The 25,673-nt window shown below is 67.0% G+C and carries 19 protein-coding genes; 9 read left to right on the forward strand and 10 right to left on the reverse strand.

The genetic code is table 11. From position 1 onward, the window contains the following. The first annotated feature begins 163 nt into the window (after positions 1 to 163). The 7 genes from AB3G45_RS19345 (at position 164) to AB3G45_RS19375 (ending at position 7,412) form a co-directional block, all read left to right on the forward strand. The gene (locus tag AB3G45_RS19345) at positions 164 to 1,579 is read left to right on the forward strand and encodes an FAD-binding oxidoreductase (protein WP_367832084.1); all 1,416 of its coding nucleotides are present in this window, start codon (positions 164 to 166) and stop codon (positions 1,577 to 1,579) included. A gap of 10 nt (positions 1,580 to 1,589) precedes the next feature. Next, entirely contained in the window at positions 1,590 to 2,378 is a 789-nt protein-coding gene (locus AB3G45_RS19350) for an SDR family oxidoreductase (RefSeq protein WP_367832085.1), read from the forward strand. A 296-nt stretch (positions 2,379 to 2,674) separates the two neighbouring features. After that, entirely contained in the window at positions 2,675 to 3,967 is a 1,293-nt protein-coding gene (locus tag AB3G45_RS19355) for an Hsp70 family protein (protein WP_367832086.1), read from the forward strand. A 50-nt stretch (positions 3,968 to 4,017) separates the two neighbouring features. Further along, entirely contained in the window at positions 4,018 to 4,890 is an 873-nt protein-coding gene (locus AB3G45_RS19360; RefSeq protein ID WP_367832087.1) for a uracil-DNA glycosylase family protein, read from the forward strand. Positions 4,891 to 5,102: 212 nt separating this feature from the next. Further along, positions 5,103 to 5,279 carry a hypothetical protein gene (locus tag AB3G45_RS19365; RefSeq protein ID WP_367832088.1) on the forward strand — a complete coding sequence of 59 codons (177 nt, stop codon included), beginning with the start codon at positions 5,103 to 5,105 and terminating at the stop codon, positions 5,277 to 5,279. Between the two features lie 58 nt (positions 5,280 to 5,337). Continuing rightward, positions 5,338 to 5,478 (forward strand): hypothetical protein, encoded by a 141-nt coding sequence (locus AB3G45_RS19370; protein ID WP_367832089.1) that lies wholly within the window; start codon positions 5,338 to 5,340, stop codon positions 5,476 to 5,478. 653 nt (positions 5,479 to 6,131) lie between these two features. Continuing rightward, positions 6,132 to 7,412 (forward strand): MFS transporter, encoded by a 1,281-nt coding sequence (locus AB3G45_RS19375; protein ID WP_367832090.1) that lies wholly within the window; start codon positions 6,132 to 6,134, stop codon positions 7,410 to 7,412. Positions 7,413 to 7,415: 3 nt separating this feature from the next. On the opposite strand, the gene AB3G45_RS19380 is transcribed toward AB3G45_RS19375, so the two are convergent. Further along, entirely contained in the window at positions 7,416 to 8,354 is a 939-nt protein-coding gene (locus tag AB3G45_RS19380) for a DMT family transporter (RefSeq protein ID WP_367832091.1), read from the reverse strand. Positions 8,355 to 8,675: 321 nt separating this feature from the next. On the opposite strand from AB3G45_RS19380, the gene pepN reads away from it, so the two are divergent. Both pepN and AB3G45_RS19390 read left to right on the forward strand, forming a co-directional pair. Beyond that, positions 8,676 to 11,324 (forward strand): aminopeptidase N, encoded by a 2,649-nt coding sequence (pepN, locus tag AB3G45_RS19385; protein ID WP_367832092.1) that lies wholly within the window; start codon positions 8,676 to 8,678, stop codon positions 11,322 to 11,324. A gap of 140 nt (positions 11,325 to 11,464) precedes the next feature. Then, positions 11,465 to 13,822, forward strand: coding sequence for a PAS domain-containing sensor histidine kinase (locus AB3G45_RS19390; protein WP_367832093.1), 2,358 nt, complete (start codon positions 11,465 to 11,467; stop codon positions 13,820 to 13,822). Positions 13,823 to 13,970: 148 nt separating this feature from the next. Here the strand turns inward: AB3G45_RS19390 and AB3G45_RS19395 are convergent, their stop codons facing one another. The 9 genes from AB3G45_RS19395 to AB3G45_RS19435 all read right to left on the reverse strand — a co-directional run bounded on the left by AB3G45_RS19395 (position 13,971) and on the right by AB3G45_RS19435 (position 25,481). Beyond that, positions 13,971 to 16,922, reverse strand: coding sequence for a bifunctional [glutamine synthetase] adenylyltransferase/[glutamine synthetase]-adenylyl-L-tyrosine phosphorylase (locus AB3G45_RS19395; protein WP_367832094.1), 2,952 nt, complete (start codon positions 16,920 to 16,922; stop codon positions 13,971 to 13,973). Between the two features lie 51 nt (positions 16,923 to 16,973). Then, positions 16,974 to 18,398: an ATP-binding protein gene (locus AB3G45_RS19400; protein WP_367832095.1), complete on the reverse strand. Its 1,425-nt coding sequence runs from the start codon at positions 18,396 to 18,398 to the stop codon at positions 16,974 to 16,976. A 4-nt stretch (positions 18,399 to 18,402) separates the two neighbouring features. Next, complete coding sequence (locus AB3G45_RS19405; protein WP_367832096.1) at positions 18,403 to 19,086, reverse strand: response regulator transcription factor; 684 nt, start codon at positions 19,084 to 19,086, stop codon at positions 18,403 to 18,405. A 114-nt stretch (positions 19,087 to 19,200) separates the two neighbouring features. Then, positions 19,201 to 20,775: a Do family serine endopeptidase gene (locus AB3G45_RS19410; protein WP_367832097.1), complete on the reverse strand. Its 1,575-nt coding sequence runs from the start codon at positions 20,773 to 20,775 to the stop codon at positions 19,201 to 19,203. Positions 20,776 to 20,944: 169 nt separating this feature from the next. Continuing rightward, positions 20,945 to 21,397 carry a cytochrome c-type biogenesis protein CcmH gene (locus tag AB3G45_RS19415; RefSeq protein ID WP_367832098.1) on the reverse strand — a complete coding sequence of 151 codons (453 nt, stop codon included), beginning with the start codon at positions 21,395 to 21,397 and terminating at the stop codon, positions 20,945 to 20,947. After that, the gene (locus AB3G45_RS19420) at positions 21,394 to 23,379 is read right to left on the reverse strand and encodes a heme lyase CcmF/NrfE family subunit (RefSeq protein WP_367832099.1); all 1,986 of its coding nucleotides are present in this window, start codon (positions 23,377 to 23,379) and stop codon (positions 21,394 to 21,396) included. Before AB3G45_RS19420 ends, AB3G45_RS19415 begins: the two co-directional genes overlap by 4 nt. Then, the gene (ccmE, locus tag AB3G45_RS19425) at positions 23,376 to 23,825 is read right to left on the reverse strand and encodes a cytochrome c maturation protein CcmE (protein WP_367832100.1); all 450 of its coding nucleotides are present in this window, start codon (positions 23,823 to 23,825) and stop codon (positions 23,376 to 23,378) included. Before ccmE ends, AB3G45_RS19420 begins: the two co-directional genes overlap by 4 nt. Then, positions 23,822 to 24,961: a c-type cytochrome biogenesis protein CcmI gene (ccmI, locus tag AB3G45_RS19430; RefSeq protein WP_367832101.1), complete on the reverse strand. Its 1,140-nt coding sequence runs from the start codon at positions 24,959 to 24,961 to the stop codon at positions 23,822 to 23,824. Before ccmI ends, ccmE begins: the two co-directional genes overlap by 4 nt. 97 nt (positions 24,962 to 25,058) lie before the next feature. Then, the gene (locus AB3G45_RS19435) at positions 25,059 to 25,481 is read right to left on the reverse strand and encodes a hypothetical protein (protein WP_367832102.1); all 423 of its coding nucleotides are present in this window, start codon (positions 25,479 to 25,481) and stop codon (positions 25,059 to 25,061) included. Positions 25,482 to 25,673 lie beyond the last annotated feature (192 nt).

Consider the following 25,673-nt stretch of genomic DNA (forward strand, 5'->3'; position numbering starts at 1 on the left):
ACTTTCCCTGCATTTGCGCATGACGTCATGACAGGGCCGGAAGTTTATTGACCTTAACGTGAACGTCAATCGATTACCGTCGGCGTCGCCCCTTGCCTGCTTGATTCCGCCTTCCCCCCGCACTACGCATTCGAGCCGGCCCATCGGCAGAGGAAACGGGAACATGTCCGAGATTATCCGATCCCTCCAACGCGACTTGAACGATTTCGGCGATGCGCTCCACCTTATCGGCGGCGACCGGCTGGCGGACCGGCATCCCGGCGAGCATGCCAGCAATTTCGGCGCCGGCGCCATGGCCGTGCCGGCAACGCCCGAGGCGGCGGCCGCCGTGGTGCGCTGGTGCATTAAAAACGACGTGCCCGTCGTGCCGCAGGGCGGGCGCACGGGCCTCGTCGGCGGCAGCGTCAGCCAGCCGGGCGAGCTCATCCTCTCCACCGCCCGCCTCGACCGGATCGAGGCCATCGATCCCCTCGCCCGCACCGTCACGGTCGGCGCCGGCGTCACGCTCCAGGCCCTGCAGGAGGCGACGGCGGAGATCGGCCTCATTCCCGGCATCGATATCGCCGCGCGCGGCAGCGCCACCATCGGCGGCATGATCGCCACCAATGCGGGCGGCATCCTCGCTTTCCGCAACGGGGTGATGCGCCACCAGGTGCTCGGCATCGAGGCGGTGATGCCGGACGGCAGCCTGTTTTGCGACCTGACGCGCGTGCTGAAGGTCAGCGCCGGGCCTGACATCAAGCAGTTGCTCATCGGCTCGGAAGGCGCCTACGGCTTCGTCACCCGCGCCGTGCTGAAGCTCGAAAGCTTCAACCCGATGCGCGCCACCGCGCTCGTCGGCGTGCCGGATGCCACGGCCGCCCTCGCCCTCATCGCCCATTTCCGCGGCCGGCCCGCCTTGCAACTGGAAGGCGCCGAACTGATGTGGCAGCGCTATCTGCGTGACAGCGCGGCGGACAAGGGCTTCGACCTCGGCTGGCTGGAGGCCGATACGCCGGCGATCCTGCTGATGGAGATCTCCGCCGGCAGCGAGACGGAAGCCCGCGCGGCGCTGGAGGACGGCCTTGCCGCCCTCTGGGAGGCGCACGGGCTGACCTGCGGCACCGTCGCCGCCTCGCTCGACCAGGCACGGCGCTTCTGGGCGCTGCGCGAGGACGGCGACTTCATGTACCGGCATTTCCCGGCCGCCTCCTCCTTCGACGTCTCCGTGCCGCCGGGCGCGCTCGACGGCTATGTCGCCGGCCTGCGGCAGCGGCTGAAAGCGGTCGATCCCGGCCTGGACGCCTATGTCTACGGCCATATAGCGGACGGCAACCTGCACATTTCCGTCATCGGCAATGGCTATTCCGCCCCGGGCCCCAAGGCGCCGATCGAGGACGCGGTCTATGCCGGCATTGCGGACCTCGGCGGCAGCTTTTCCGCCGAGCACGGGGTGGGAACGGAAAAGCGCCGTGCCTATCTGAGCTACGGCAATGCATCGCGCCGCGCCGTGGCGCAGGCCGTCAAGGCCGCGCTCGACCCGAAAAACCTCTTCAATCCGGGCAAGGTGCCCTATCGCACCGATACGCCCCGAACATAGGACAGACCCCATGGATCTCGGAATTTCCGGCAAGCGCGCCCTCGTCCTCGCCTCCTCCCGCGGCCTCGGCAAGGGCATTGCCGAAGCGCTCGCCCGCGAAGGCGCGCATGTCCTCCTGTGCGGGCGCAGCGTCGAGACGCTGGCGAAGAATTGCGCGGCCATCAATGCGGAAGGTCCCGGGCGGGCCGACTGGGTGCAGGCCGATCTTAGCGACGAGGACGTCGTCGAGACGCTGATGCAGGCGGTGCGGGAAAAGCTCGGCGGGGTCGATATCCTCGTCAACAATTCCGGCGGGCCGACGCCCGGCTCCACCGAGGACATGAGCCCGGAAAAGCTGGCCGGCTACTTCCAGTCCATGGTGCTGCGCATCATCACGCTCACCAACCGGCTGCTGCCCGTCATGAAGGAGCAGCGATGGGGGCGCATCCTGACGGTCGCCTCCTCCGGCGTCATCGAGCCGATCCCGGGCCTGGCGCTGTCCAACACGCTGCGCCCGGCGCTGGCCGGCTGGTCGAAGACGCTGGCAAGCGAGGTCGCCGAATACGGCATCACCAGCAACATGCTTTTGCCCGGCAGCATCATGACGGACCGCCTGAAGAGCCTCGACACCGCCGCCGCCGAGCGCAGCGGCAGGAGCGTGGAGGAGGTGCGCGCCGCCTCGGAACGGGCGATCCCGGCCCGGCGCTACGGCGCGGTCGAGGAATTCGCGGCCACCGCCGCCTTCCTGTGCAGCGCGCCGGCCAGCTACGTCACCGGCAGCCTCATCCGCTGCGACGGCGGGGCGGCGCGGTCGGTCTGAGGCATCGGGGGCCAACCCTCGTCCGGCAGCCCATCGCACATGGAAGGAAACCGTTGCCGTTCTCCCTTCTCCCCCACGGGGGAGAAGGGGATGGGGCAACGCCAAACTCCATAGGCAATAGGCCTCCCGCCTCGGGGAGAAGATCAGGCCGAGGGGCAATCATACCTCCCCCCTTGCCTTCCCCGCCCGCCTGTGCCATCTGGCGCGCTCTCCCATTTCCGGGCGCGCCGACGCGCCTTTCGCGCGGGGCTTACGCCCCGCTTCAACACATTTTCGACGATCGGAGGGGCACGGCGATGGCGCGGGCACTCGGGCTTGATTTCGGCACGACGAACACGGTTCTGGCGCTTTCCGAAGACGCCGCGGCGACACGGTCCATGACCTTCACCAGCAGCGTCGGCGTCACCGACACGATGCGCACGGCGCTGTCCTTCATGAAGGATCCCGTCGTCGGCGCGCAGGCGCTGAAGGTGGAGGCGGGACAGGCCGCGATCCGCCAGTTCATCGACAATCCCGGCGATTGCCGCTTCCTCCAGTCGATCAAGACCTTCGCCGCGAGCGCCCTCTTCCAGGGCACGCTGGTCTTTGCCCGCCGCCATGCCTTCGACGACCTGATGGAGGTGTTCCTGCGCCGGCTGAAGGCCTATGCGGGCGACGGATGGCCGGCGGACGTCTCGCGCGTCATCGCCGGCAGGCCGGTGCAGTTCGCCGGCGCGAGCCCCGACCCGGCGCTCGCGCTCGAACGCTACAACGCGGCGCTGACGCGGCTCGGCTTTCCGGAGATCCACTATGTCTACGAGCCCGTCGCGGCCGCCTACTATTTCGCGCAGACGCTGAAGAGCGACGCCACCGTGCTGGTCGCCGATTTCGGCGGCGGCACGACGGACTATTCGCTGATCCGCTTCGAGCGGCAGGCCGGCCGGCTGACGGCAAGGCCGATCGGCCATTCGGGCGTCGGCATCGCGGGCGACCATTTCGATTCCCGCATGATCGAGCGCCTCGTCGCGCCGGAGATCGGCAAGGGCAGCTTCTTCAAGAGCTTCGACAAGGTGCTGGAGGTGCCGTCCGGCTACTATGCCAACTTCGCCCGCTGGAACCAGCTCTCGATCTTCAAGACGACGCGCGAATTCGCCGACCTCAAGTCGCTGGTCCGCTCGTCGCTCGCGCCGGAGAAGCTGGAACTCTTCATCGATCTCGTCGAGCATGACGAGGGCTATCCGCTCTACCAGGCGATCTCGGCCACCAAGATGGCGCTGTCGGCGGCGGACGAGGCGGAATTCCACTTCGCCCCGCTCGGCGCCGCCGGCCGCAAGACGGTCAGGCGCAGCGATTTCGAGGACTGGATCGCGCCGGATCTCGCCCGCATCGAGCGTGCGCTGGACGAGGTGCTGGACAAGACCGGCATCGCGCCCGGCGCCATCGACAAGGTGTTCCTGACCGGCGGCACCTCCTTCGTGCCGGCCGTCAGGCGCATCTTCACCCGCCGCTTCGACGCGGACCGCATCGAGAGCGGCGGCGAACTGCTGTCGATCGCCCACGGCCTTGCGCTGATCGGCGAGAGCGACGACGTGGCGCAATGGGCGGCCTGAAGATGACGGCGGCGCTTTCCTCCGGCAAGCCGCTTCGCTAAGGTACGGCCATGACCACCGCGAACGCCCTCGACCCCGCACAGCTTCGATCGCTCCTGCATTTCTATGCGGATGCCGGCGTCGAATGGCTGCTGGAGGAAGAGGCCGTCGACCGCATCGCCGAATTCGAGGCGATGCGCGCGGCGCGCGGCCTGCAGGCAGCGCGGGAAACCGCCCCCTCCCCGCAGCAGAGCGCCCGGCTGGTGCCGGCCCGGCAGGAGCCGACGCGCGCCGCGGCCCCCGCGCCCCAGCAAAATGCCCTGCCCAATGTCGCGATACCGGACAGCCAGGCGGTGGCCGAGGCCGAATTCGCGGCGGGCAACGCCCGCTCGCTGGACGAATTGCGCACGGCGATGGAGGCCTTCAACGGCTGCAACCTGAAGACCAGCGCCCGCTGCCTCGTCTTCGCCGAGGGCAATGCGAAACCGTCTGTCATGGTGATCGGCGCCATGCCGAATGCCGACGACGACCGCGACGGCCAGCCCTTTTCCGGCCGGCAGGGCGCGATGCTCGATCGCATGCTCGCGGGCATCGGGCTCGACCGGGCCGATCTCCTCCTCAGCAATATCGTTCCCTGGCGTCCGCCGGGCAACCGCCCGCCCTCGCAGCGCGAGGCCGATATCTGCCGGCCGTTCATCGAGCGGCAGATCGCGCTCGCCGAACCGAATCACCTGCTGATCCTCGGCAATTTCGCCGCGCGCTTCCTGCTGCGCTCCAACGACACAATCCATCAATTGCGGGGAGAATGGCGGGAAGTGGCGGTTTCCGGCCGCACGATTGCGGCCTTTGCGACGCTGCACCCGCAGGATCTGGTGACCGCCCCGGTCAGCAAGCGCCTCGCCTGGCAGGACCTGCTTGCTTTCCGTGCAGGGCTCAGGGGCTGACGACCAGAGTCAACTTCATGTTTTTCAATGGCTTAGCCCTCAAGCCTTGCGATTGATCGGCAGGCCCGCCAGAATCATGCCGCAAGCATGAACAAAATGTTTCAGCAGTCATGCGATTTGCACATATCTGCCGGGCAGAATGTCGCATTGCAAAATCGATGCTGCGGCGCAATATGACGATACGGGAGGGACAGGATTTAAGGAATCGATTCATGACCGCCCGCTTTCGGCCCATCCATTCGAGCTTCGAGACGCTCCGCCATTCCGGTCTGCGCACCGGACACGACTTCGGCGGCATCGCCGCCCCGGCCAACGAGCAGCTCACCGCCGCCGGCTTCGCCCGCATCAACCGCCCCGTCCAACTCTTCGCCGAGTTCATCCAGCGCTGAACCGATGCAAGGCGCGGACCCGCGCTCTTCGAGACCGACCGATCCCCGGAGCCACGCCATGGCCGCCTTTCGCAAGCTGATGTCCGACATTGCCGATATCCGCGCCGCCGTGAACGCCGCCCGGGAATATTCCGTGCTGGCTTCCCTGCCGCGCGATGCCGCGCAACGCGACCCGCTCAAGGCCTTCCTGCCGACCTGAGCCCGGCCACGGCTTTGAAGCCGGCCGGCGCTGTGCTACTGTCTTCGTCGTGAGGAGGTGAGACGCCTTTTCCTCCGGTGGAGACCGGGCCGAAGCCCGATCCCCGTTTTCTTAGCTGATCGTCAGGGTGAACCGCCAAGTCCTGAACCTGATCGTCAGCGTAAGCCGGATTCGCAAACGTCTCACCTCCTTTCGTTTTGCCGCGGCTTTTTTGGCCTGGCGCCTCCTCATAGCACAACCAGCCCGCGTTTCCCGCCCGCTCCGGCGACGCAAAATAGTCCTGTGCGACTTTGAAGGCGGCCGGCGCTGTGCTATTGTCTCCGTCGTGAGGAGGTGAGACGCCCTTTCCTCCGGTGGAGACCGGGCCGAAGCCCGATCCCCGTTTTCTTATCGAGTCATCGTTAGTGTCAGGCGCCAACCCAATACCCTAACGACAACTGTAAGCCGGAATTTCAAGCGTCTCAGCTCCTTTCATGATGCCAAGGTCCACCTTGGCAGCTCTTCATAACACAACTTTATCGGGAATTTCGCCACGTCCCGAACCCACCAGGCAATCTTCTCGCTTTACGCCAGCCGCTGTCGCAGTGGACAGCGCGCGTCCGGCGCAATAGAGCGACACTCCGACACCGAACGCGCCTTCTCCCGGAGCCCCCATGCTGGCGAGCCTCGTCTCCATTCTCAGCCTGATGCTGTCCACTCTCCTGATGATGGTGGCCTTCGGGCTTCAGAGTTATGTCGTGCCGGTGCGCGCCGTCGCGGAGGGCTGGTCGACGCAGACGATCTCGATGATCGCGACGGGCTATACGATCGGCTTCACGCTCTCCTGCATCGTCACGCCGAAATTCGTGCTGCTGGTCGGGCATGTGCGGGTCTTCGTGGCGCTGATCACGCTGCTCGCCATCGGCATCCTGCTCTGCGCCCTCGTCGTCGACTGGCGCGCCTGGATGGCGTTCCGCGCCATATCCGGCTTTGCCATTTCCGGCAGCTACCTCATCATCGAAAGCTGGCTGAACGAGCGCGTGACCAACGAGAACCGCGGCTCGATCTTCTCCGTCTACCTGATCACGACCATGGTGGGCACGATCGGCGGGCAATATCTCGTGCCGCTCGGCGACCCGTCCAATACCTCGCTCTTCATCCTCTGCGGCATCATCTTCTCCGTCGCCCTCCTGCCGACGGCGCTCACCTCCTCGCCGCTGCCGGCCCCGCCGACGCAGGCGCGCTTCGATGTCGCCAAACTCTACCGGCGCTCGCCGGTCGCCGTCGTCGGCGCCTTCCTCGCCGGGGCGATGTCCGGCGCCTGGCTCAATCTCGGCGGCGTGTTCACGCAGCGCAGCGGGCTTTCCACGGCGGAAGGCGCGACGCTGCTTGCCTGCGTGCTCCTTGGCAGCGCCCTCTCGCAGATCCCGATCGGCCGCGCCTCCGACCGGATGGACCGCCGCCTCGTCATGGTGGCCTGCGGCGCGGTCGGCATGATCTCCTGCCTTGCCATGGCGGCGGTCGCCGGCGGGCCGCCGGCGCTGCTCTACGTCGTCGCCGCCTTCGTCGGCTCGGTCATCTTCCCGATCTATGCGCTGAACGTGGCGCATGCCAACGACCGCGCGCAGCCCGACGAATATGTCGAGGTCTCCTCGGGCATGATGATCGTCTACGGCGTCGGCACCATTTCCGGCCCCATCATGGTCGGCCCGATCATGGACCGGTTCGGGCCGGGCGCGCTCTTCGTCGTGCTGGCGACCTATTTCCTGCTCTACGGCGCCTATGCCGCCTGGCGCATCAGCCGGCGCGAGGAGAACGACGGCCTCGTGGTCAAGACCGACTACCAGGCGATGGCCGCCCAGCCGCTCGGCGCCGATGCCGCCGCCGCCGCGCTCCAGCCGGATGCGGCGACGGAGGCGCGCATCGAGGACACGACGACGCCGGAATGGCGCTGATGCCTATCCCTGAAGGGTCTGGTGGCGCAGGACCGCCCGGCGCTTCAGTTCGAGATGGTGCTCGCGCAGGATGACGAAGATGCCGGCGGCCACGACGATGGCGGTGCCGACCAGCATGGTCTCGGTCGGCACGTCGCCGAACACGACATAGCCGATGATGAGACCGAGCACGATCGAGATATATTCGAACGGCGCGATGGTGGAGACATCCGCATAGCGGTAGCTCGCGGTCAGCAGGAGCTGGGCGATGCCGCCGCAGAAGCCGGCCAGCGCCATCAGGCCGAGCGACGGCCAGCCGAGCGCGTTCCAGCCGAAGGGCAGCGTGCCCAGCGAGAAGACCGACGCGAACAGCGAGAAATAGAGCACGATGGTCGGCGTGCGCTCGGTCTGCACCAGCTTGCGCACCAGCACCATGGCGATGGAGCCGAGCATGGCGAAGGCCAGCATGGAGAGCGCGCCCATCGCCTCCGAGGAGCCGATGCCGCCCTCGCGGAACAGCGTCAGGCGCGGCCAGCTGATGATGGCGACGCCCAGAAGCCCCACCAGCACCGCCGTCCAGCGATAGATGCCGACATTCTCCTTCAGGAACACCGCGGCGACGACGACGGTGATGAGCGGCAGCGCATAGCCGAGCGCGATCGATTCGGGCAGCGGCAGGTGCACGAGGCCGTAGAAGCCGAAGCCCATCGACAGGATGCCGATGAAGCCGCGCTTGAAATGGCCGAAGATGTCGTTGGTGCGGAAGGCATCGCGCAACTGGCCCTGCACGGCGAGGAAGACGACGATCGGCACCATGGCGAAGGCGGAACGCAGGAACGTGATCTGCCCGGCCGGGATATCCTTGCCGGCCGCCTTGATGAGGGCGGACATGCACAGGAAGATCACCACGGACGTGACCTTGAGCGAAATGCCCCGCATGGGGTTGGGGTATTGCGTGTCCATGGAGAACTCGTCACGGCCGGCAGGCCGTGGCATCGGGCGTTGCGGAGGGACCGGAGAACCGGGTCAGGCTGGGCCGGAGTGTAGCCGGATCGCTTGCCGGATGGGATCAATTCTGGTGATGCGTCGCGGATAATTTTGATCGGATCGGCGACGGGGTTCGACTGTCCCGATACGGCATAAAATTGCAATTTGAGGTCTCATGGAAATGAGATGTTAAGCCAATAAGCTTATCAATCCATGGAATTTGGGGGCAGACCGTCCATACTGCCCGTAGCGTTGTACGAAAACGATACGGCCGGACGGCAACGAGCAGGACATATCATGCGGACAGAGAACGGCCGGATCATTCATCTGGCAGAGTATCGCCAGACCGACTTCGTTCTCGAGCGCGTCGACCTGACCTTCGAACTGGATCCGACGGAAACAAAGGTCGAGGCGCGGCTGATCTTCCACCGCCGCGAGGGCGTCGACCCCGCCGCCCCGCTGGTCCTCGACGGCGACGAGCTCGTCATGACGAGCCTGCTCTTCGACCAGATGGAGATGGACAAGGCGCGCTACGACGCCACGCCCGACAGCCTGACGGTCCGCGACCTGCCGGCGACGGCCCCCTTCGAGATCACCGTCACGACGATGATCAACCCGGAGGCCAACACCCAGCTGATGGGCCTCTACCGCACCAACGGCGTCTACTGCACCCAGTGCGAGGCCGAGGGCTTCCGCCGCATCACCTATTTCCCCGACCGGCCGGACGTGCTCGCCGTCTATACGGTCAACATCATCGCCGACAAGGAAGGCTGCCCGCTTCTCCTGTCCAACGGCAACTTCCTCGGCGGTGCCGGCTATGGCGAAGGCAAGCATTTCGCCGCCTGGTTCGATCCGCACCCCAAGCCCTCCTACCTCTTCGCGCTGGTCGCCGGCGACCTGGGCGTGGTGGAGGACACGTTCACCACCATGTCCGGCCGCGAGGTGACGCTGAAGATCTATGTCGAGCACGGCAAGGAACCGCGCGCGGCCTATGCGATGGATGCGCTGAAGCGCTCGATGAAATGGGACGAGGAAGTATTCGGCCGCGAATACGACCTCGACATCTTCATGATCGTCGCCGTCTCCGACTTCAACATGGGCGCCATGGAGAACAAGGGGCTCAACGTCTTCAACGACAAATACGTGCTCGCCGATCCCGAGATCGCCACCGACCAGGACTATGCGAACATCGAGGCGATCATCGCCCACGAATATTTCCACAACTGGACGGGCAACCGCGTCACCTGCCGCGACTGGTTCCAGCTCTGCCTCAAGGAAGGCCTGACGGTCTACCGCGACCACGAATTCTCAGCCGACCAGCGCTCGCGCGCGGTCAAGCGCATCGCCGAGGTGCGGCACCTGAAGTCCGAGCAGTTCCCGGAGGATGCCGGCCCCCTCGCCCATCCGGTGCGCCCGACGAAGTACCGCGAGATCAACAACTTCTACACGACGACCGTCTATGAAAAGGGCTCCGAGGTGACGCGCATGATCGCGACCATCGTCGGCAGGGACGGTTTCAAGAAGGGCATGGACCTCTATTTCGAACGGCACGACGGCGATGCCGCGACGATCGAGGATTTCGTCAAATGCTTCGAGGCGGCGAACGGCGTCGACCTCGCGCAGTTCTCGCTCTGGTATACCCAGGCCGGCACGCCGCTCGTCAGCGTCTCGTCCAGCTACGACCAGGGCAAGGGCGAATTCACGCTGTCGCTGGAACAGATGATCCCGCCGACGCCCGGCCAGGCCGCCAAGGAGCCGATGCACATTCCGCTGCGCTTCGGCCTTCTTTCCGCCGATGGTTCCGAAGCGCTGCCGGGCGCCGTCAGCGGCGCCGACGTGACCGGCGACGTGCTGCACCTCAAGGAGCGCCGCCAGACGGTGGCCTTCTCCGGCATCGCCTCGCGCCCGGTCGTCTCGCTCAACCGCGGCTTCTCCGCGCCGATCAACCTGCATTTCGAGCAGGCGCCCGCGGATCTTGCCCATATCGCCCGCCACGACAGCGATCTCTTCGCCCGCTGGCAGGCGCTGAACGACCTCGCCCTGCCGAACCTCGTTACGGCGGCGCGCAAGGCGCGGGGAGGCGAAGCGGTCGAGGCCGACCCGGTGCTTGCCGACACGCTGATCGCCATCGCGGCCGACGCGGCGCTGGAGCCGGCCTTCCGGGCGCAGGCGCTCGCCCTCCCCTCCGAATCCGACATCGCCCGCGAACTCGCCAGCAACAACGACCCGGACGCCATCCGCACCGGCCGCGAAGCCGTGCTCGCCTTCGTGGCGAACCGCGATCCCGCCGTCTTCGCCGCGCTCTTTACGGACCACCGCACCAGCGGCGCCTTCACGCCGGATGCGATGAGCGCCGGCCGGCGGGCCTTGCGCAATGCGGCGCTCGCCTATCTCGCCGTCGCCGACGGCACGCCGGCCCGCGCCGCGGAAGCCTTCGCCGCCGCCGACAACATGACCGATCTCAGCGCGGCCCTCACCGTGCTCGCCCATCGCTTCCCGGACGCGCCGGAGACGGCGGCGGCGCTCGAAACCTTCCGCGCCCGCTTTGCCGACAATGCGCTGGTCATCGACAAGTGGTTCTCCATCCAGTCGACCATTCCGGGCGACGACGCGCTGGACCGCGTCAGGGCGCTGATGGAAAGCCCGCACTTCAACAGGGCGAACCCGAACCGCGTGCGCGCGCTCGTCGGCACCTTCGCCTTCTCCAACCCGACCGGCTTCAACCGGGCGGACGGCGCGGGCTATCGCTTCCTCGCCGAGCAGATCCTGGAGATCGACCCGAAGAACCCGCAGCTCGCCGCCCGCATCCTCACCTCCATGCGCTCCTGGCGGGCGCTCGAGGATGGCCGCTCCGACCATGCGCGCAACGCGCTGCGCACGGTCGCCGCCGGGGAGAGACTGTCCTCGGACGTCTCGGATATCGTGGAGCGCATGCTGAAGGGATAAGGGGCGACCGAACCCCAATTTCCCAACCATAAGAAATGGTTAAGACTTGGTTACCTTTTCCTCTGGACAAGCCGAATCACAATTGATTCATTAGGACAGGTTCGGGCGAGCGGCGCGCCGAATCGCGAGAAGGTATAAGGTTGGGGATTATGACGGACGCGCAACGAGGACGCGCAGCCGGCGGGTGGACTCACCTCAAATTTCCGGGAATGGCGGCCTGGGAAGATGAGCTGACGGGACAGGCGAAGATCTTCGCCGGGCCAGCCGCACGGCATCTGACACGGGCCGAGCCCGTGCTGAAGCGATCGATACCGATCCTGATCATCGCCTTTCTGTTCGTGGTGGCCATTTCGCGCCTGGGCGGCATCCTGGTCGAGCACGACCGGATGGAGGCCGCCGTAAGGGACACGGCCTCGCTGACGGCGATGGCCGTGGAGGCGGTGTTCTCCGGGCCGATGGCCGACAGCCTTGCGAAATCCGACCGCATGGCGGTCGAGGCGGCGCTGTCGCTGCACCTGCCGCAGGACCGCATGCAGCCGGGCGGGCTGGTTCTCTTCGTGGCGGAGAAGGGGCATGTCTTCGGCGCCTCGCTGGGGGCGGCGCGCTATGTCGGCCTGTCGCTCGCGCGGTTCGCGCCGGAGCTGGCGGCAACCCAGTATTTCGGCGATCCGGCCGGCGTCTTCCGCACCCGCATCGACGGCCAGGATTACTATGCCTCGCTCGTGCAGATGCCCAAGAAGGGCGGCTTCGTCGTCGTCGCCAATCCGCTGGGACAGATCGCGACCTTCTGGCGCGACGAGGTGGCACTGAACGTCACGCTGTTTGCCGGCATCTCGGCGATCCTGCTCGTCATCCTCTATGCCTATTACATCCAGGCAAAGCGCGCGCGCGACGCGGATGCGATCTTCGCGGAATCGAACCTGCGCGTCGAGACGGCCCTCGCCCGCGGCCGCTGCGGCCTGTGGGACTTCGACCTGTCGAGCCGGCGTCTGTTCTGGTCGCGCTCCATGTATGAAATGCTCGGCATGCAGGCGCGCGACAGCGTGCTGTCCTTCGGCGATGCCGCAAGGCTGATGCATCCCGACGACGACGGCATCTACCAGGTCGCCCGGGCCGTCGCGCGCGGCGAGGCCAAGCAGGTCGACCAGGTGTTCCGCATGCGCCATGCCGAAGGCCACTATGTGTGGCTGCGCGCCCGCGCCCAGCTCATCCGCATGGCCTCCGGCCGCATGCACATGATCGGCATCGCCATGGACGTGACCGAGCAGCACCGGCTCGCCCAGCGCTACCAGGAGGCCGACCAGCGCCTCGCCGACGCGATCGAATGCACCTCCGAGGCGTTCGTGCTGTGGGACAAGAGCGACCGGCTCGTCATGTGCAACGCGCACTACCAGCAGGCCTACGGCCTTCCCGACGACGTGCTCGTTCCCGGCACGGAGCGGGCGACGGTGCATGCCGCGGCGGCCCGGCCGGTCATCGAGCGGCGCATCGCGGATGCCGACGGCACGGGCGCCTCGCAGACCAGCGAGGTGCAGCTTGCCGACGAGCGCTGGCTGCAGATCAACGAGCGGCGCACCCGCGACGGCGGCCTCGTCTCCGTCGGCACCGACATCACCATGATGAAGCGCCACCAGGTGCGCCTGCGCGAATCCGAGCGCCGCCTGATGGCGACCATCGGCGACCTCTCGGCTTCCCGCGCCAAGCTGGAGCGGCAGAAAGCCGAACTTTCCCTCGCCAATGCCAACTACCAGGCGGAAAAGGACCGCGCCGAGGCGGCCAACCGGGCAAAATCCGAATTCCTCGCCAACATGTCGCACGAGCTGCGCACGCCGCTCAACGCCATCCTCGGCTTCTCCGAGATCCTGCAGAACCAGATGTTCGGCCCAATCGGCTCGGACAAGTACCGCGAATATTCCCGCGACATCCACGAGAGCGGCAAGCACCTGCTCAACGTCATCAGCGACATCCTCGACATGTCGAAGATCGAGGCCGGCCACATGCGCATCAGCTGCGAGACGGTCGACCTCGCCCCGCTGATCGAGGAAACGCTGCGCCTCACCATGCTCCAGGCCGAGAAGAAGCATATCGCGGTGCAGCAGGCCTGCCCCGACCGGCTCCTGACCGTCGCCGACCGGCGCGCGATGAAGCAGATCCTCTTGAACCTCCTGTCGAACGCCATGAAGTTCACCAATGCCGGCGGCAGGGTGAAGGTGCGGGCGCGAAGGGTCGACGGCGCCGTCACGCTGACGATTGCCGATACCGGCATCGGCATCCCGAAATCCGCGCTGCAGAAGATCGGCCAGCCCTTCGAGCAGGTGCAGAGCCAGTATGCCAAGAGCAAGGGCGGCTCCGGCCTCGGCCTCGCCATCTCCCGCTCGCTCGCCCACCTGCACGGCGGCGCCATGCGCATCCGTTCCGCCGAGGGCAAGGGCACGATCATTTCGGTCCGCATCCCCGACCGGGAACGCCTGGCGGCGCTGCACCTGGCGGCGGCCTGAGGCCGCGACCCCACCCGCCCACGTCATCCTCGGGCTTGACCCGAGGATCCATGCCACAAACGCAACATGTACCGTGACGCGTGGATCCTCGGGTCAAGCCCGAGGATGACGGAGGAGAAGTTGGAGGGAGGCCTTCCCGAACCCGTCGCTATCCCTTCACGACCCCCTGAAAGATCTTCCGCACCGCCTTCGAGACACGCCGTATCTCCGCCTCCAAGGTGCGCAGATCGGGGCAGTCGCCGGCCCGGCAGACGAGGTCTACGAGGCCGGCGGGAGCTTCCTTCGGGTCGAAGCCGCCGTCGACGCTGAGGCGCACGATCTGCGAGATTTCCGTATAGAGGCCAAGCGCCCTTCGCACCGTGTCGAGGTCGTTCGGGTCCATCATGCCCTCTCCGATGAGGGCCAGCACGTCGCCCGTCGGCAGCGCCTCCTCCGGCTGGGCCATGCCCCGCGCCGGCGCGACCAGCGCCAGGAACTGGGCGATGAACTCGATGTCGATCAGCCCGCCGGCGATGAGCTTCAGGTCCCAGATGTCCTTCGGCGGCTTCTCCTCGTCGATCAGCGTGCGCATCTCGACCACATCCCTGGCGACCTTGCCGGCATCGCGCGTGCGGCCCAGCACGCCACGGAAGATCTCCTCGGCCTGCCGCACCAGGCTCTCGTCGCCGCACAGGACGCGCGCGCGGGTCAGCGCCATGTGCTCCCAGGTCCAGGCCTCCTCGGCCTGGTACTTGGCGAAGGCGGTGATGCGGGTGGCGACGGGCCCCTTGTTGCCGGAGGGGCGAAGCCGCATGTCGACCTCGTAGAGCACGCCCTCGGCGGTCGGCGCGGAGAGCGCCGCGATCAGCCGCTGGGTGATGCGGGTGAAATACTTCACGTTGTCGAGCGGCTTGGCGCCGTCCGATTCGAAGGCGTCGCCGTCGTGCTCGTAGAGCAGGATCAGGTCGATATCCGAGCCCGCCGTCAGCTCGAAACTGCCGAGCTTGCCCATGCCGACCAGCGCGACGCGCCCGCCGGGGAATTTGCCGTGCGCCGATTCTATTTCCTCCAGCACCGCCTTGAAGGCCGCCTGCACGATGAGATCGGCGACATGGGTGAAGGCGCGGGCGGCCTGCTTTCCGGTGATCGCGCCGGTCAAGAGGCGGATGCCGATGAGGAAGCGCTGCTCGGCGGCGATGATGCGCAGGCGGTCGAGAATCTCCTCGTAATGCCGCGCGCCGGAGACGAAACCGTCGATGCGCTCGGAGAGATAGGCGCGGGTCGGCAGTTCGGCGAGCAGCCCCGGATCGAGCATGCCGTCGAAGACATGGGGCTTTGCCGCGATCACCTCGGCAAGCCGCGGCGCCGAGGACATGATGTTGACGATGAGGGAGAGCAGCGCCGGATTGTTGCCGAGCAGCGAGAAGAGCTGGATGCCCGCCGGCAGGCCGGAGATGAAATTGTCGAAGCGCAGCAACGCCTCGTCGGCCCGCTTGCTCTTGCCGAAGACGCGCAGCAGTTCCGGCGTCAGTTCCGTCAGCCGCTCGCGCGCCTCGACGGACTGGGTGGCGCGGTAGCGGCCGTAGTGCCAGGTGCGGATGGTGCGGGAAATGTCGGCCGGACGCTCGAAGCCGAGGCGCTTCAGCGTCTCCAGCGTGTCCGGATCGTCCTTCTGGCCGGTGAAGACGAGATTGCCGGTCTCGGAGGAGAGCTTCGCCTCCTGCTCGAACAGCGCCGCATAGCGCCGCTCCACGGTCTTCAGCACCTCGACCAGCCGGGCGGAGAAGGCGGCCGTGTCCGCAAAGCCCAGCATGTAGGCGATGCGCTTCAGCTCGGCCTCGGTCTCCGGCAGCACATGGGTCTGCTCGTCGCGCACCATCTGGATGCGGTGCTCGACGTCCCGCAGGAACCAGTAGGCCTCCGTCAGTTCCTCGGCCGTCGCCGTGTCGATCCAGTTCGCCCTGGCCAGTTCCGCCAGCATCGGCTCGGTGGCGCGCAGGCGCAGCGCCGGAACGCGCCCGCCGGCGATGAGCTGCTGCGTCTGCACGAAGAACTCGATCTCGCGAATGCCGCCGCGGCCGAGCTTGACATTGTGGCCCTTCACCGCGATCTCGCCGTGCCCCTTGTGGACATGGATCTGCCGCTTGATCGAATGGATGTCGGCGATGGCCGCATAGTCGAGATACTTGCGGAAGACGAAGGGGGTGAGGTCCTTGAGGAAGGCTTCGCCGGCCTTGATGTCGCCGGCGACGGGCTTTGCCTTGATGAAGGCGGCGCGTTCCCAGTTCTGCCCCCTGCCCTCGTAGTAGAGCATCGCCGAATCGACCGAGATGGCGAGCGGCGTGGCGCCGGGATCGGGACGCAGGCGCAGGTCCGTGCGGAAGACATAGCCGTCCGCCGTGCGCTCCTGCATGATGCGGATCAGCCGGCGCACGAGGCGGGAAAAGGTCTCGACGGCCTCGCTCGGATCGACGGCGATGCCGGCCATCGGATCGAAGAAGACGACGAGGTCGATATCGGAGGAGTAATTCAACTCCGCCGCGCCCAGCTTGCCCATGCCGAGCACGATAAGGCCGGAACCCTCGCTCGGGCGGGCGGGGTCGGGCAGTTTCAGCTTGCCGCTCTCATGCGCCGATAAAAGCAGGTGGTCGATGGCGGCGGAGGTGGTCGCCTCGGCAAGATCCGTCAACAATGCCGTGGTACGCCGCGCGTCAAAGATGCGGGCAAGGTCGGCAAGGGCGGTGAAGAAGGCGACCTCGCGCTTGGCACGGCGCAGCCGCGTCATCAGCACGGCCTCCGTCACCTCGCCGTCGTCCGCCCGCCAGGCCTTGCGGGCGCCGTCGATGGCGGCCTGCACGGCGGGAAGGATCGGCTCTTCGAGCGCGCGGGCGAGCAGGCCGGGATCGATGCGGGCCGTGTCGCGTAGATAGGGCGAGAGCGACAGGGTCGCGACGATGAAATCCTTGAGCGGCCCCTCTTCGGCAAGGAGCCGGGCGATGGCGGCGTGGTCCCTGCCCCAGTCCTTGAGATCGGACAGAACCGACTTGGCCTCCGTCTGGCTGAGAGGCCGCACGGGGCTCGCCAAAAGATCGGAAAACCGCGTCGTTGCCGTTGCGCTCATGATGTCTCCTCGCCTCGCCCGGCCGATGAAAGGCCGGCGCGAAAAGGTGTATCAGTCCGCAACGACGGGGAAAACCATCCTGACCGTCAGCCCCCGATTGTTTTCCCGTTCGACATGGGTCGCGTCGAGCTCCAGGCGGCCGTGGTGCATTTCCATGACCGCGCCGGCCAGCGAAAGGCCGAGGCCCGTGCCGGGCTTGGAGCGGCTGGCGTCGAGCCGCACGAAACGCTTCACCACGTCCTCGCGCTTGTCGTCGGGCACGCCCGGGCCGTTGTCGGCGACCGAGAGCACGACCTCCCCTTCCCGCCGTTCGAGGGAAATGCGGATATCGGGCTCGCCGCCGCTGCCCTCGGCATATTTGATCGCATTGTCGATGAGGTTGCCGAGCGCCTGGCCGACCAGCTCGCGGTTGCCCTTGACCTCGACCCCTTCGGCAACCCCGGTCACCAGCCTGAGGCCGCTGTCCTCGGCCACGGGCTCGTAAAGCTCGGCGCTGTCCTGGGCGATGCCGCTGATGTCGATCGCGCTCATCTCCGCCGGCGCCTGGCCGGCCTCGACGCGGGAGATCATCAGGAGGGCATTGAAGGTGCGGATGAGCTGGTCGGATTCGCCGATCATCTCCTCCAGCGCCGTGCGGTAATCCGCCTGCTCGCCGCCGGCAAGCGCCGCCTCCGCCTTGTTGCGCAGCCGGGTCAGCGGCGTCTTGAGGTCGTGGGCGATGTTGTCGGAGACCTGCTTCAGGCCCTCGTCGAGCTTCTCGATACGGCCGAGCATGGTGTTGAGCGATTCCGACAGCCGGTCGAACTCGTCGCCCGAGCCGCTGGTGGGCAGGCGCTGCGAGAGGTCGCCCGCCATGATGCGCTGGCTGGCGCCGGACATGCGGTCCATGCGCTTCAGCGCATTGCGCCCGATCAGATACCAGATGGCGAGCGCGCCGAAGCCCATGACGCCGAGCGCCACCATCAGCGCCTGGCGCACCAGATAGCGGAAATTCTCCGGTTCGCCGAGATCGCGGCCGACGAGCACGCGCAGGCCGTTGGTGAGCACGATGACCTGCGCATAGGCCATCGGCCGCTTGTTGCCGCGCGCCTCCTCCTGGAAGCGCTGGTAGCGGAAGGGCGTCTCCGTCCAGCCCTCGGCATCCAGTACGCCGGGCTGCAGCGAGGCGACGTTGCCGGCCAGCACCTCGCCCGTCGGGCTCGCGATGATGTAGAGATTGGCGCCCGGCTGGCGGGCCCGCCGCTCCAGCGTGCGCAGGAGGCCGTTCATGCCGTTGTTCTCGAAGACGCGCTCGATCTGCTCGACCTCCTGCGTCACCGCCTCGCGCATCTGCTGGCGCAGGAGCCGCTCCGACATGGAGGAGACGTAGAAGACGAGGAAGGCCGCGCAGATGGCGAACAGCAGAAGATAGACCGCGGACAGCCGCACCGCGGTCGTGCGATAGAGGGCGGTGAGCCTGCCGAGCAGTCTATGCATGGGGTCAGCCCGCCGCCTCGTCCTTCATCATGTATCCGGCGCCGCGCACGGTGCGCAGCAGCGGCTGGTCGAAGTCCTTCTCGATCTTCGAGCGCAGCCGCGAGACATGGACGTCGATGACGTTGGTCTGCGGGTCGAAATGGTAGTCCCAGACGTTTTCCAAGAGCATGGTGCGCGTCACCACCTGGCCGGCATTCTTCATCAGGTATTCGAGCAGGCGGAATTCGCGCGGCTGGAGCAGGATCTCCCGGCCGGCGCGCTTGACCGTATGGGACAGCCGGTCGAGTTCGAGATCGCCGACGCGATAGACCATGTCCTGCTCCGGCGTGCCCTTGCGGCGCCCGAGCACCTCCACGCGCGCCAGAAGCTCGCTGAAGGCGTAGGGCTTCGGGAGGTAGTCGTCGCCGCCGGCGCGCAGCCCCGTCACGCGGTCGTCGACCTGGCCGAGCGCGGAGAGGATGAGCACGGGCGTATGGATGTTGCGGCGGCGCAGTTCCGAGATCAGCGACAGGCCGTCGCGGCGCGGCAGCAGGCGGTCGATGACCAGCACGTCATAGGTGTTTTCCGTGGCGAGGAAGAGCCCGCTTTCGCCGTCGCTCGCATGGTCGAGCACGATGCCCGCCTCGCGAAAGGCCTTCGAGAGATAGGCCGCCGCCTCCAGATCGTCTTCCACAATCAATATCTTCATCGCCAGGACCTTACAGCATGTTCGGCGGGACTTGGCCAGAGTGCGCGGTCCCGATATGGCAGCGCCGCGAAACCTTGCGATTTCGCGGCGCCGAAAAGCGGATTACGGAGCCGCTCAGCCCTGGTCGATCGGCAGCGCCAGGAAGCGGCTGCCGTCATTGGTCTCGATCTGGAACAGCGCCTTGGAGCGGCCGTCCTTGCGGGCACTGTCGAGCACCTTCACCACGTCGTCGGCAGACTTGACGGGCTGGTTGTTGACGGAGGTGATGCGGTCGCCCTGCTTCAGGCCGCGGTCGCTGGCGTCGGAATCCGGGTCGACGGAGGAAACCGTCAGGCCCTTGTCGTCGGGGGTGACCGAGATGCCGAGGTCGGCAAGCGCCTGCTCGCTGGCGGGGGCTTCCGGTTCGGCTTCCTCCGCACCGGCCGCCGCCTGGATCTGCTCGCCGGCCAGCGTGCCGATCTCGACCGCGATCGTCTCGGACTGGCCGTCGCGCCACACCGAAAGCTCGACCTTCTTGCCGGGGGCGATATCGGCCACGCGGCGGGCGAGGTCACGCGGATCCTTGACCGGCTCGCCGTCGAGCGCCGTGATCACGTCACCCTTCCGGATGCCGGCCTTGGCGCCGGGCGAATCGGCCTGCGGCTCGACGACGAGGGCACCGGCGGCGTCCGCAAGGCCGAGCGAATCGGCGATGTCGCGGCTCACCGGCTGGATCTGCACGCCGAGCCAGCCGCGTTCGACCTTGCCGTCCTTCATCAGGTCGGCGACGACGCCCTTGGCGACGGAGGCGGGAATGGCGAAGGCGATGCCGACATTGCCGCCCGACGGCGAGAAGATCGCGGTGTTGATGCCGACGACCTGGCCGTTGAGGTTGAAGGTCGGGCCGCCCGAATTGCCGCGGTTCACGGCGGCGTCCACCTGCAGGTAGTCGTCATAGGGGCCGGAGCCGATATCGCGGCCGCGGGCCGAGATGATGCCGGCCGTCACCGTGCCGCCGAGGCCGAACGGGTTGCCGACGGCAACGACCCAGTCGCCGACGCGGATCTGGCTGTCATCGGCGAAGCTCACATAGGTGAACTTGCGCTTGTCCTTCTCCTCGACCTTCAGGACCGCGAGGTCCGTGCGGCTGTCCTTGCCGACGAGCTTGGCGTCGAGCTCGGTGCCGTCGTTCATCACGACCGTGAAGGCGCTGCCGTCGTTGACGACGTGATTGTTGGTGACGATGTAGCCGTCTTCCGAGATGAAGAAGCCGGAGCCCTGCGAGGTCGGGCGCAGATGCGGCTTGCGGTCACGGCCGCGGCGGTCGCCACGATCGCCGAAGCGGCGATCCGGTCCGCGGTCGCCGTGGAACTGGTCGGGGCCGCCGAATTCGCGGAAGAAGCGCTTCAGCGGATGATCGTCGGGAAGATCGTCGAAGCCCCGGCCGCCGAAGTTGAAGCTGAAATTGCTCTCGTCGTTGGCCGGCTTGACGTCGGACTGGACGCGAACGGAAACGACGGCCGGCGAGACGGCCTGCACGACATCGGCGAAGCTCGCGACCTGCGGACCTTCGACGGAAACGGCCTCCGCAAAACTCTCGGTGACGCGCGCGGGAATGCCGGTCGCAAGCATGACGGCCGCAAGCCCGGCGACGGTGGTCGTCTTCAGGACGGTCTTGAGGCCCGGACGGAATGCTGAAATCTTGGACATTCTTTGCACCTTTTCTCTCATTTCATGGCTGCGTTCGCAGCCGATGACGAAGAGATAGGCCCGTGCACATTACAGCGCACTATCCGCAGCATGAATTTTTGGTAATGTTGGGAAGGAAGGCAGTAGGCAGTAGGAATATCTTCCTGCCTACTGCCTCATCCCCGATTCCTCACTCCAGAGCCTTTTCCAGCTCGGCCTTCTCCGCCTCGGAAAGCGGCGTTCCCGTCGGCTTGCCGCCACGCTTGCGCACGAAGAGCGCCATCGCCGCCGCGCCCGCGAGGAAGAGCACGATCGGCGCGCCCCAGAGCAGCAGCGTCTCGCCGCGCAGGCGCGGGTTCAGGAGCACGAACTCGCCGTAGCGCGAGACGACATAGTCGATGACCGCCTCGTCGCTGTCGCCGTTCTTCAGCCGCTCGCGCACGAGAAGGCGAAGGTCGCGGGCAAGCTCGGCATTGGAATCGTCGATCGACTGGTTCTGGCACACCATGCAGCGCAGTTCGGCCGAGAGCGCCCTGGCCCGCGCCTCCAGCGCCGGATCGGCCAGCACCTCGTCCGGGTTCACCGCGAAGGCCGGGAAAGCGGCAAGGAGGAAGGCCGCGGCGAGGAGCAGGCGGCGCATCATTGCGCCGCCTCCAGCACGGGCTTGACCTTGCGCACCTTCTGCGGCGCGCCGACGCGCAGCCGCCGGTCGCAAAGCGAGACGAAACCGCCGGCCATCATGATCAGCGCGCCGATCCAGATGCACAGGATCATCGGCTTCCACCAGACGCGCACGACGATGCCGCCGTCGGCCATCGCATCGCCGAGCGAGACGTAGAGCTGGCTGAGCCCGAAAGTGCGGATGCCCGCTTCCGTGGTCGGCATGCGGCGGGCGGAATAGAGCCGCTTGGAAGACCACACGTCGGCGACGGTGACGCCGCCGCGCGCCACCGTGAAGTGGCCGGATTCCTCGGAATAGTTCGGCCCCTGCCCGCGGCGCATGCCGTCGAAGGTCAGCGTGTAGCCGCCCGCCTCCACCTGCATGCCGGGCTTCATCTCGACGACATGCTCGGTCTCGAACGCCGTCACCGCGATGACGCCGATGACCGTCACCCCGATGCCGATATGGGCGAGCGCCGTGCCGAAGGCCGAGCCCGGCAGGCCGACGAAGCGGCGAAAGGCGACGTTGCGCGCCACCTTGCCGATGCCGGCGCGCAGCCACAGGTCGGTGATGGCCCCGGCGATCATGTAGAAGCCGATGGCAAGGCCGAAATAGGCGAGCACCGGCCCGCCGTTCTGGATGTAGAGGACCACCGCCGCGAAGACGAGGCCGATACCCGCCGCCGCGAAGAGCCGCTGGCCGGCCGCCAAGACGTCGCCCCGCTTCCAGGCGAGCAGCGGCCCGAACGGCACCGCCAGCAGGAGCGGCAGCATCAGGAGGCCGAAGGTGAGGTTGAAGAAGGGCGGGCCGACGGAGATCTTCTCGCCCGTCAGCGCTTCCAGCGCCAAGGGATAGAGCGTGCCGGTCAGCACCGTCGCCGCCGCCGTCGTCAGGATCAGGTTGTTGAGGACGAGCGCGCCCTCGCGCGAGATCGGCGCGAAGAGCCCGCCGGCCTTCAGCGTCGCCGCCCGGAAGGCGAAGAGCGACAGCGCGCCGCCGATGAAGAAGACGAGGATGGCGAGGATGAAGACGCCGCGCGTCGGGTCGGTGGCGAACGCATGCACCGAGGTCAGCACGCCGGAGCGCACCAGGAAGGTGCCGAGCAGCGACATGGAGAAGGTGAGGATGGCGAGCAGCACCGTCCAGATCTTCAGCGCCTCGCGCTTTTCCATGACGAGCGCCGAATGGAGGAGCGCGGTGCCGGCGAGCCAGGGAATGAAGGAGGCGTTCTCCACCGGGTCCCAGAACCACCAGCCGCCCCAGCCGAGTTCGTAATAGGCCCAGTAGGACCCCATGGCGATGCCGGCGGTAAGAAAGCTCCAGGCCGCCAGCGTCCACGGCCGCACCCAGCGCGCCCAGGCCGCGTCGATCCGCCCGTCGATCAGCGCCGCGATGGCGAAGGAGAAGCTGACGGAGAAGCCGACATAGCCGAGATAGAGCAGCGGCGGGTGGATGGCGAGGCCGATATCCTGCAGCACTGGGTTGAGGTCCTGCCCCTCGGCCGGCGCCGGCTGCAGCCGCAGGAACGGGTTGGAGGTGAGCAGGATGAACAGCGCGAAGGCCGTCGAGACGAGCCCCTGCACGGCGAGCACATTGGCGCGCAGCCGCTCGGGCAGGTTGGCGCCGAAGGTGGCGACGAGCGCGCTGAAGAAGACGAGGATGAGGAGCCAGAGCAGCATCGAGCCCTCATGGTTCCCCCACACCCCGGTGATCTTGTAGATCGCCGGCTTCAGCGAATGGGAGTTCTGCCAGACATTGCTCACCGAGAAGTCGGAGACGACATAGGCGAAGGTCAGCACCGAGAAGGAGAACAGCACGAGCAGGAAGCCGGCCAGCGCCGCGGCGGGCGCCACGGCCATCAGCGCGCGGTCGCCCCGGATCGTGCCGACCAGCGGCAGGATCGACTGGACGATGACGGTCGCCAGCGCCAGGATCAGGGCATAGTGTCCGAGCTCGATGATCATTTGATCGTTTCCTTGCCGGATAGTTCGACGCCCTGCGCCTTCAGGCGGTCCGCGACGTCCTTGGGCATGTAGGTCTCGTCGTGCTTGGCGAGCACCGTGTCGGCCGTAAACAGCCCGTCCGTGCCGAAGGCGCCTTCCGCCACCACGCCCTGCCCCTCGCGGAAGAGGTCCGGCAGGATGCCGGTATAGGTCACCGGCACCGTGGAAAGCGTGTCCGTCACCGTGAAGGTGATCGTCGAGCCCTCGCCGCGCTTCACCGTGCCGGCCTCCACCAGCCCGCCGAGGCGGATGCGCGTCCCCGGCGACACATTGGCCTTGGCCAGGTCCCCCGGCACGTAGAAATAGGCAATCGACTGGCTGAAGGCGAACATGACGAGCAATACCGCCGCCACCAGGAAGGCGATGCCGCCGCTTATCACCGCCAGACGTTTCTGCTTGCGTGTCATGGTGTGCTGCCCTCAGCCGAAATCGATAGGTCCCGGGCAAGCGCCAGAAGCTGTTTGCCGTTGGCGCTGTCGGCCGGGAAGGTCTTCAGCGCCGTCTGTAGCGCGGCTTCAGCCTTCGGCCTTTGATCCAGCACAACATAGGAACGGATGATGCGCGTCCATCCTTCGATATTGTCGGGATTTTCCTGAAGTTTCGCCGCAAGGCTCTCCACCATGCCCGATATCATCTGCTGCCGGTCGCCCGCCGACAGGTCCTGAGCGGCCGCCACGTCGTCCGCCGTGGGATTGCCGAGCGTGCCGGCGACTTCGCCGCCCTCTCCCCCGGCAAGCCCGGCGATATGCCGGTTGACGAGCGGCAGCCAGGGCGCATCGGCCGGCGCGTCCTTCGCCATCGCCTCGAAGGCGGCGCGCGCCTCGGCGCGCTTGCCCTCCTGCTCCAGCGCCAGCGCCAGGTAGTATTCGGCGCGCGGATTGTCCGCCTGCAGCGTCAGCGACTGTTCCAGCCGCGCGCGCGCCTCGGCGGTCACGATGCCGTTCGACCGGGCGATCAGCGTCTCCGCATAGCCGTCCAGCCGCTCCGGCGTCGGCCCGAGCAGGCGGATCGCCTGGGAGAAGGCGTTTACCGCATCCTCCACCCGGCCGCTGCGATAGTAGATCGGCGCCAGCAGGTCCCAGCCCGCGCCGTCGTCGGGATTGCGCGCCAGGTGGTTCTCCGCCTTGGCGATGAGGATGGAGATGTCGCTGCCGGGATTGGCAAGGCGCTCGGCGAGCGGCTGGGCCGGAAGATCCGGCCGGCCGGTCGTAACGTAGAGACAGAGGCCGACGGCCGGCAGCAGCACGATCACGAAGACCTGCGCCAGCCGGTTGCGGCGTTCGGCCGGGCTCGCCTTGCCCTTCGCCTCCGCCTTGCTGGCGGCGATCAGCCGGCGCGCGACCTCCGCGCGGGCAAGCTCGGCCTCGTTCGCGCCGATGAGCCCGGTCGCCTCGTCGCGCTTCAGCTCCTCGAGCTGGTCGCGGTAGACCTCGACGTCATGGCCGGCGTCGCCCGCCGCCGCCGGTGGCCGGCGCAGCAGGGGGAGGAGCAGGACGGCGGCCACGGCGGCCGTCAGGATGGCGACGAGAATCCAGAAGAACATGACCGTTCAAATACTGGAACACGCGGACGTTTCCAATTCCCCAGGGAACGATGACGTGAATTTGAGGCGTTTCGCCGCAACTGCCGGCCGATCTGGCCTACGACAGCGGCGCCCAGGCCCCGTCCGCATTGCGGCAGGCCGCCCCGCGCGTCGCGGTGTCCCGGCCGTCGACGGTCAGCGTGTGGCTGTATTGCCGGCAGTTCTGCGAGCCGACCTGGTAGGGCGCGGCCGCGACCACCGATCCGCTGACGCCCTTGCCCTGCCACACGACCGGCTGGCCGCCTGGCGCGGCCTCCAGCGCGCGGTATTCGGCTTCCAGCGCCCGCTGCATGTCCGCCTTGGAAAGCTGCGCGCCGCCGGCATTGCGGCTGACGAGCCCACCCTGCAGCGCGGTGATATAGACGCCCGCTCCGGCCGGAACGGCCGTGCCGCCGGTGCCGCCCGACGTGGTCGTGCATCCCGAAACCGTCGCTGTTGCCAGAAGGAGGGGGAAAAAGGCGCCGCGCAAACCCGTCTTCATCCGCTGGGACCGTCTCTCTTCATGAGAGAGCGCCTTCACCCGCCGGTAAAAACGCTCTAGCTTTCTGTTTTCACGCATGTCCGGTCGCAAGACCGCAGCGTGCTCACGCTGGAGGTGTTCGGGAAGCGGCACCCCGCCCCGCCACGTCGTCCATCCCGCGATCCTCATAGTCGCGAGCCCTCTCTTGTTGCA

It is taken from the genome of Shinella sp. S4-D37, from assembly GCF_040812195.1.
Classification (GTDB): Bacteria; Pseudomonadota; Alphaproteobacteria; order Rhizobiales; family Rhizobiaceae; genus Shinella.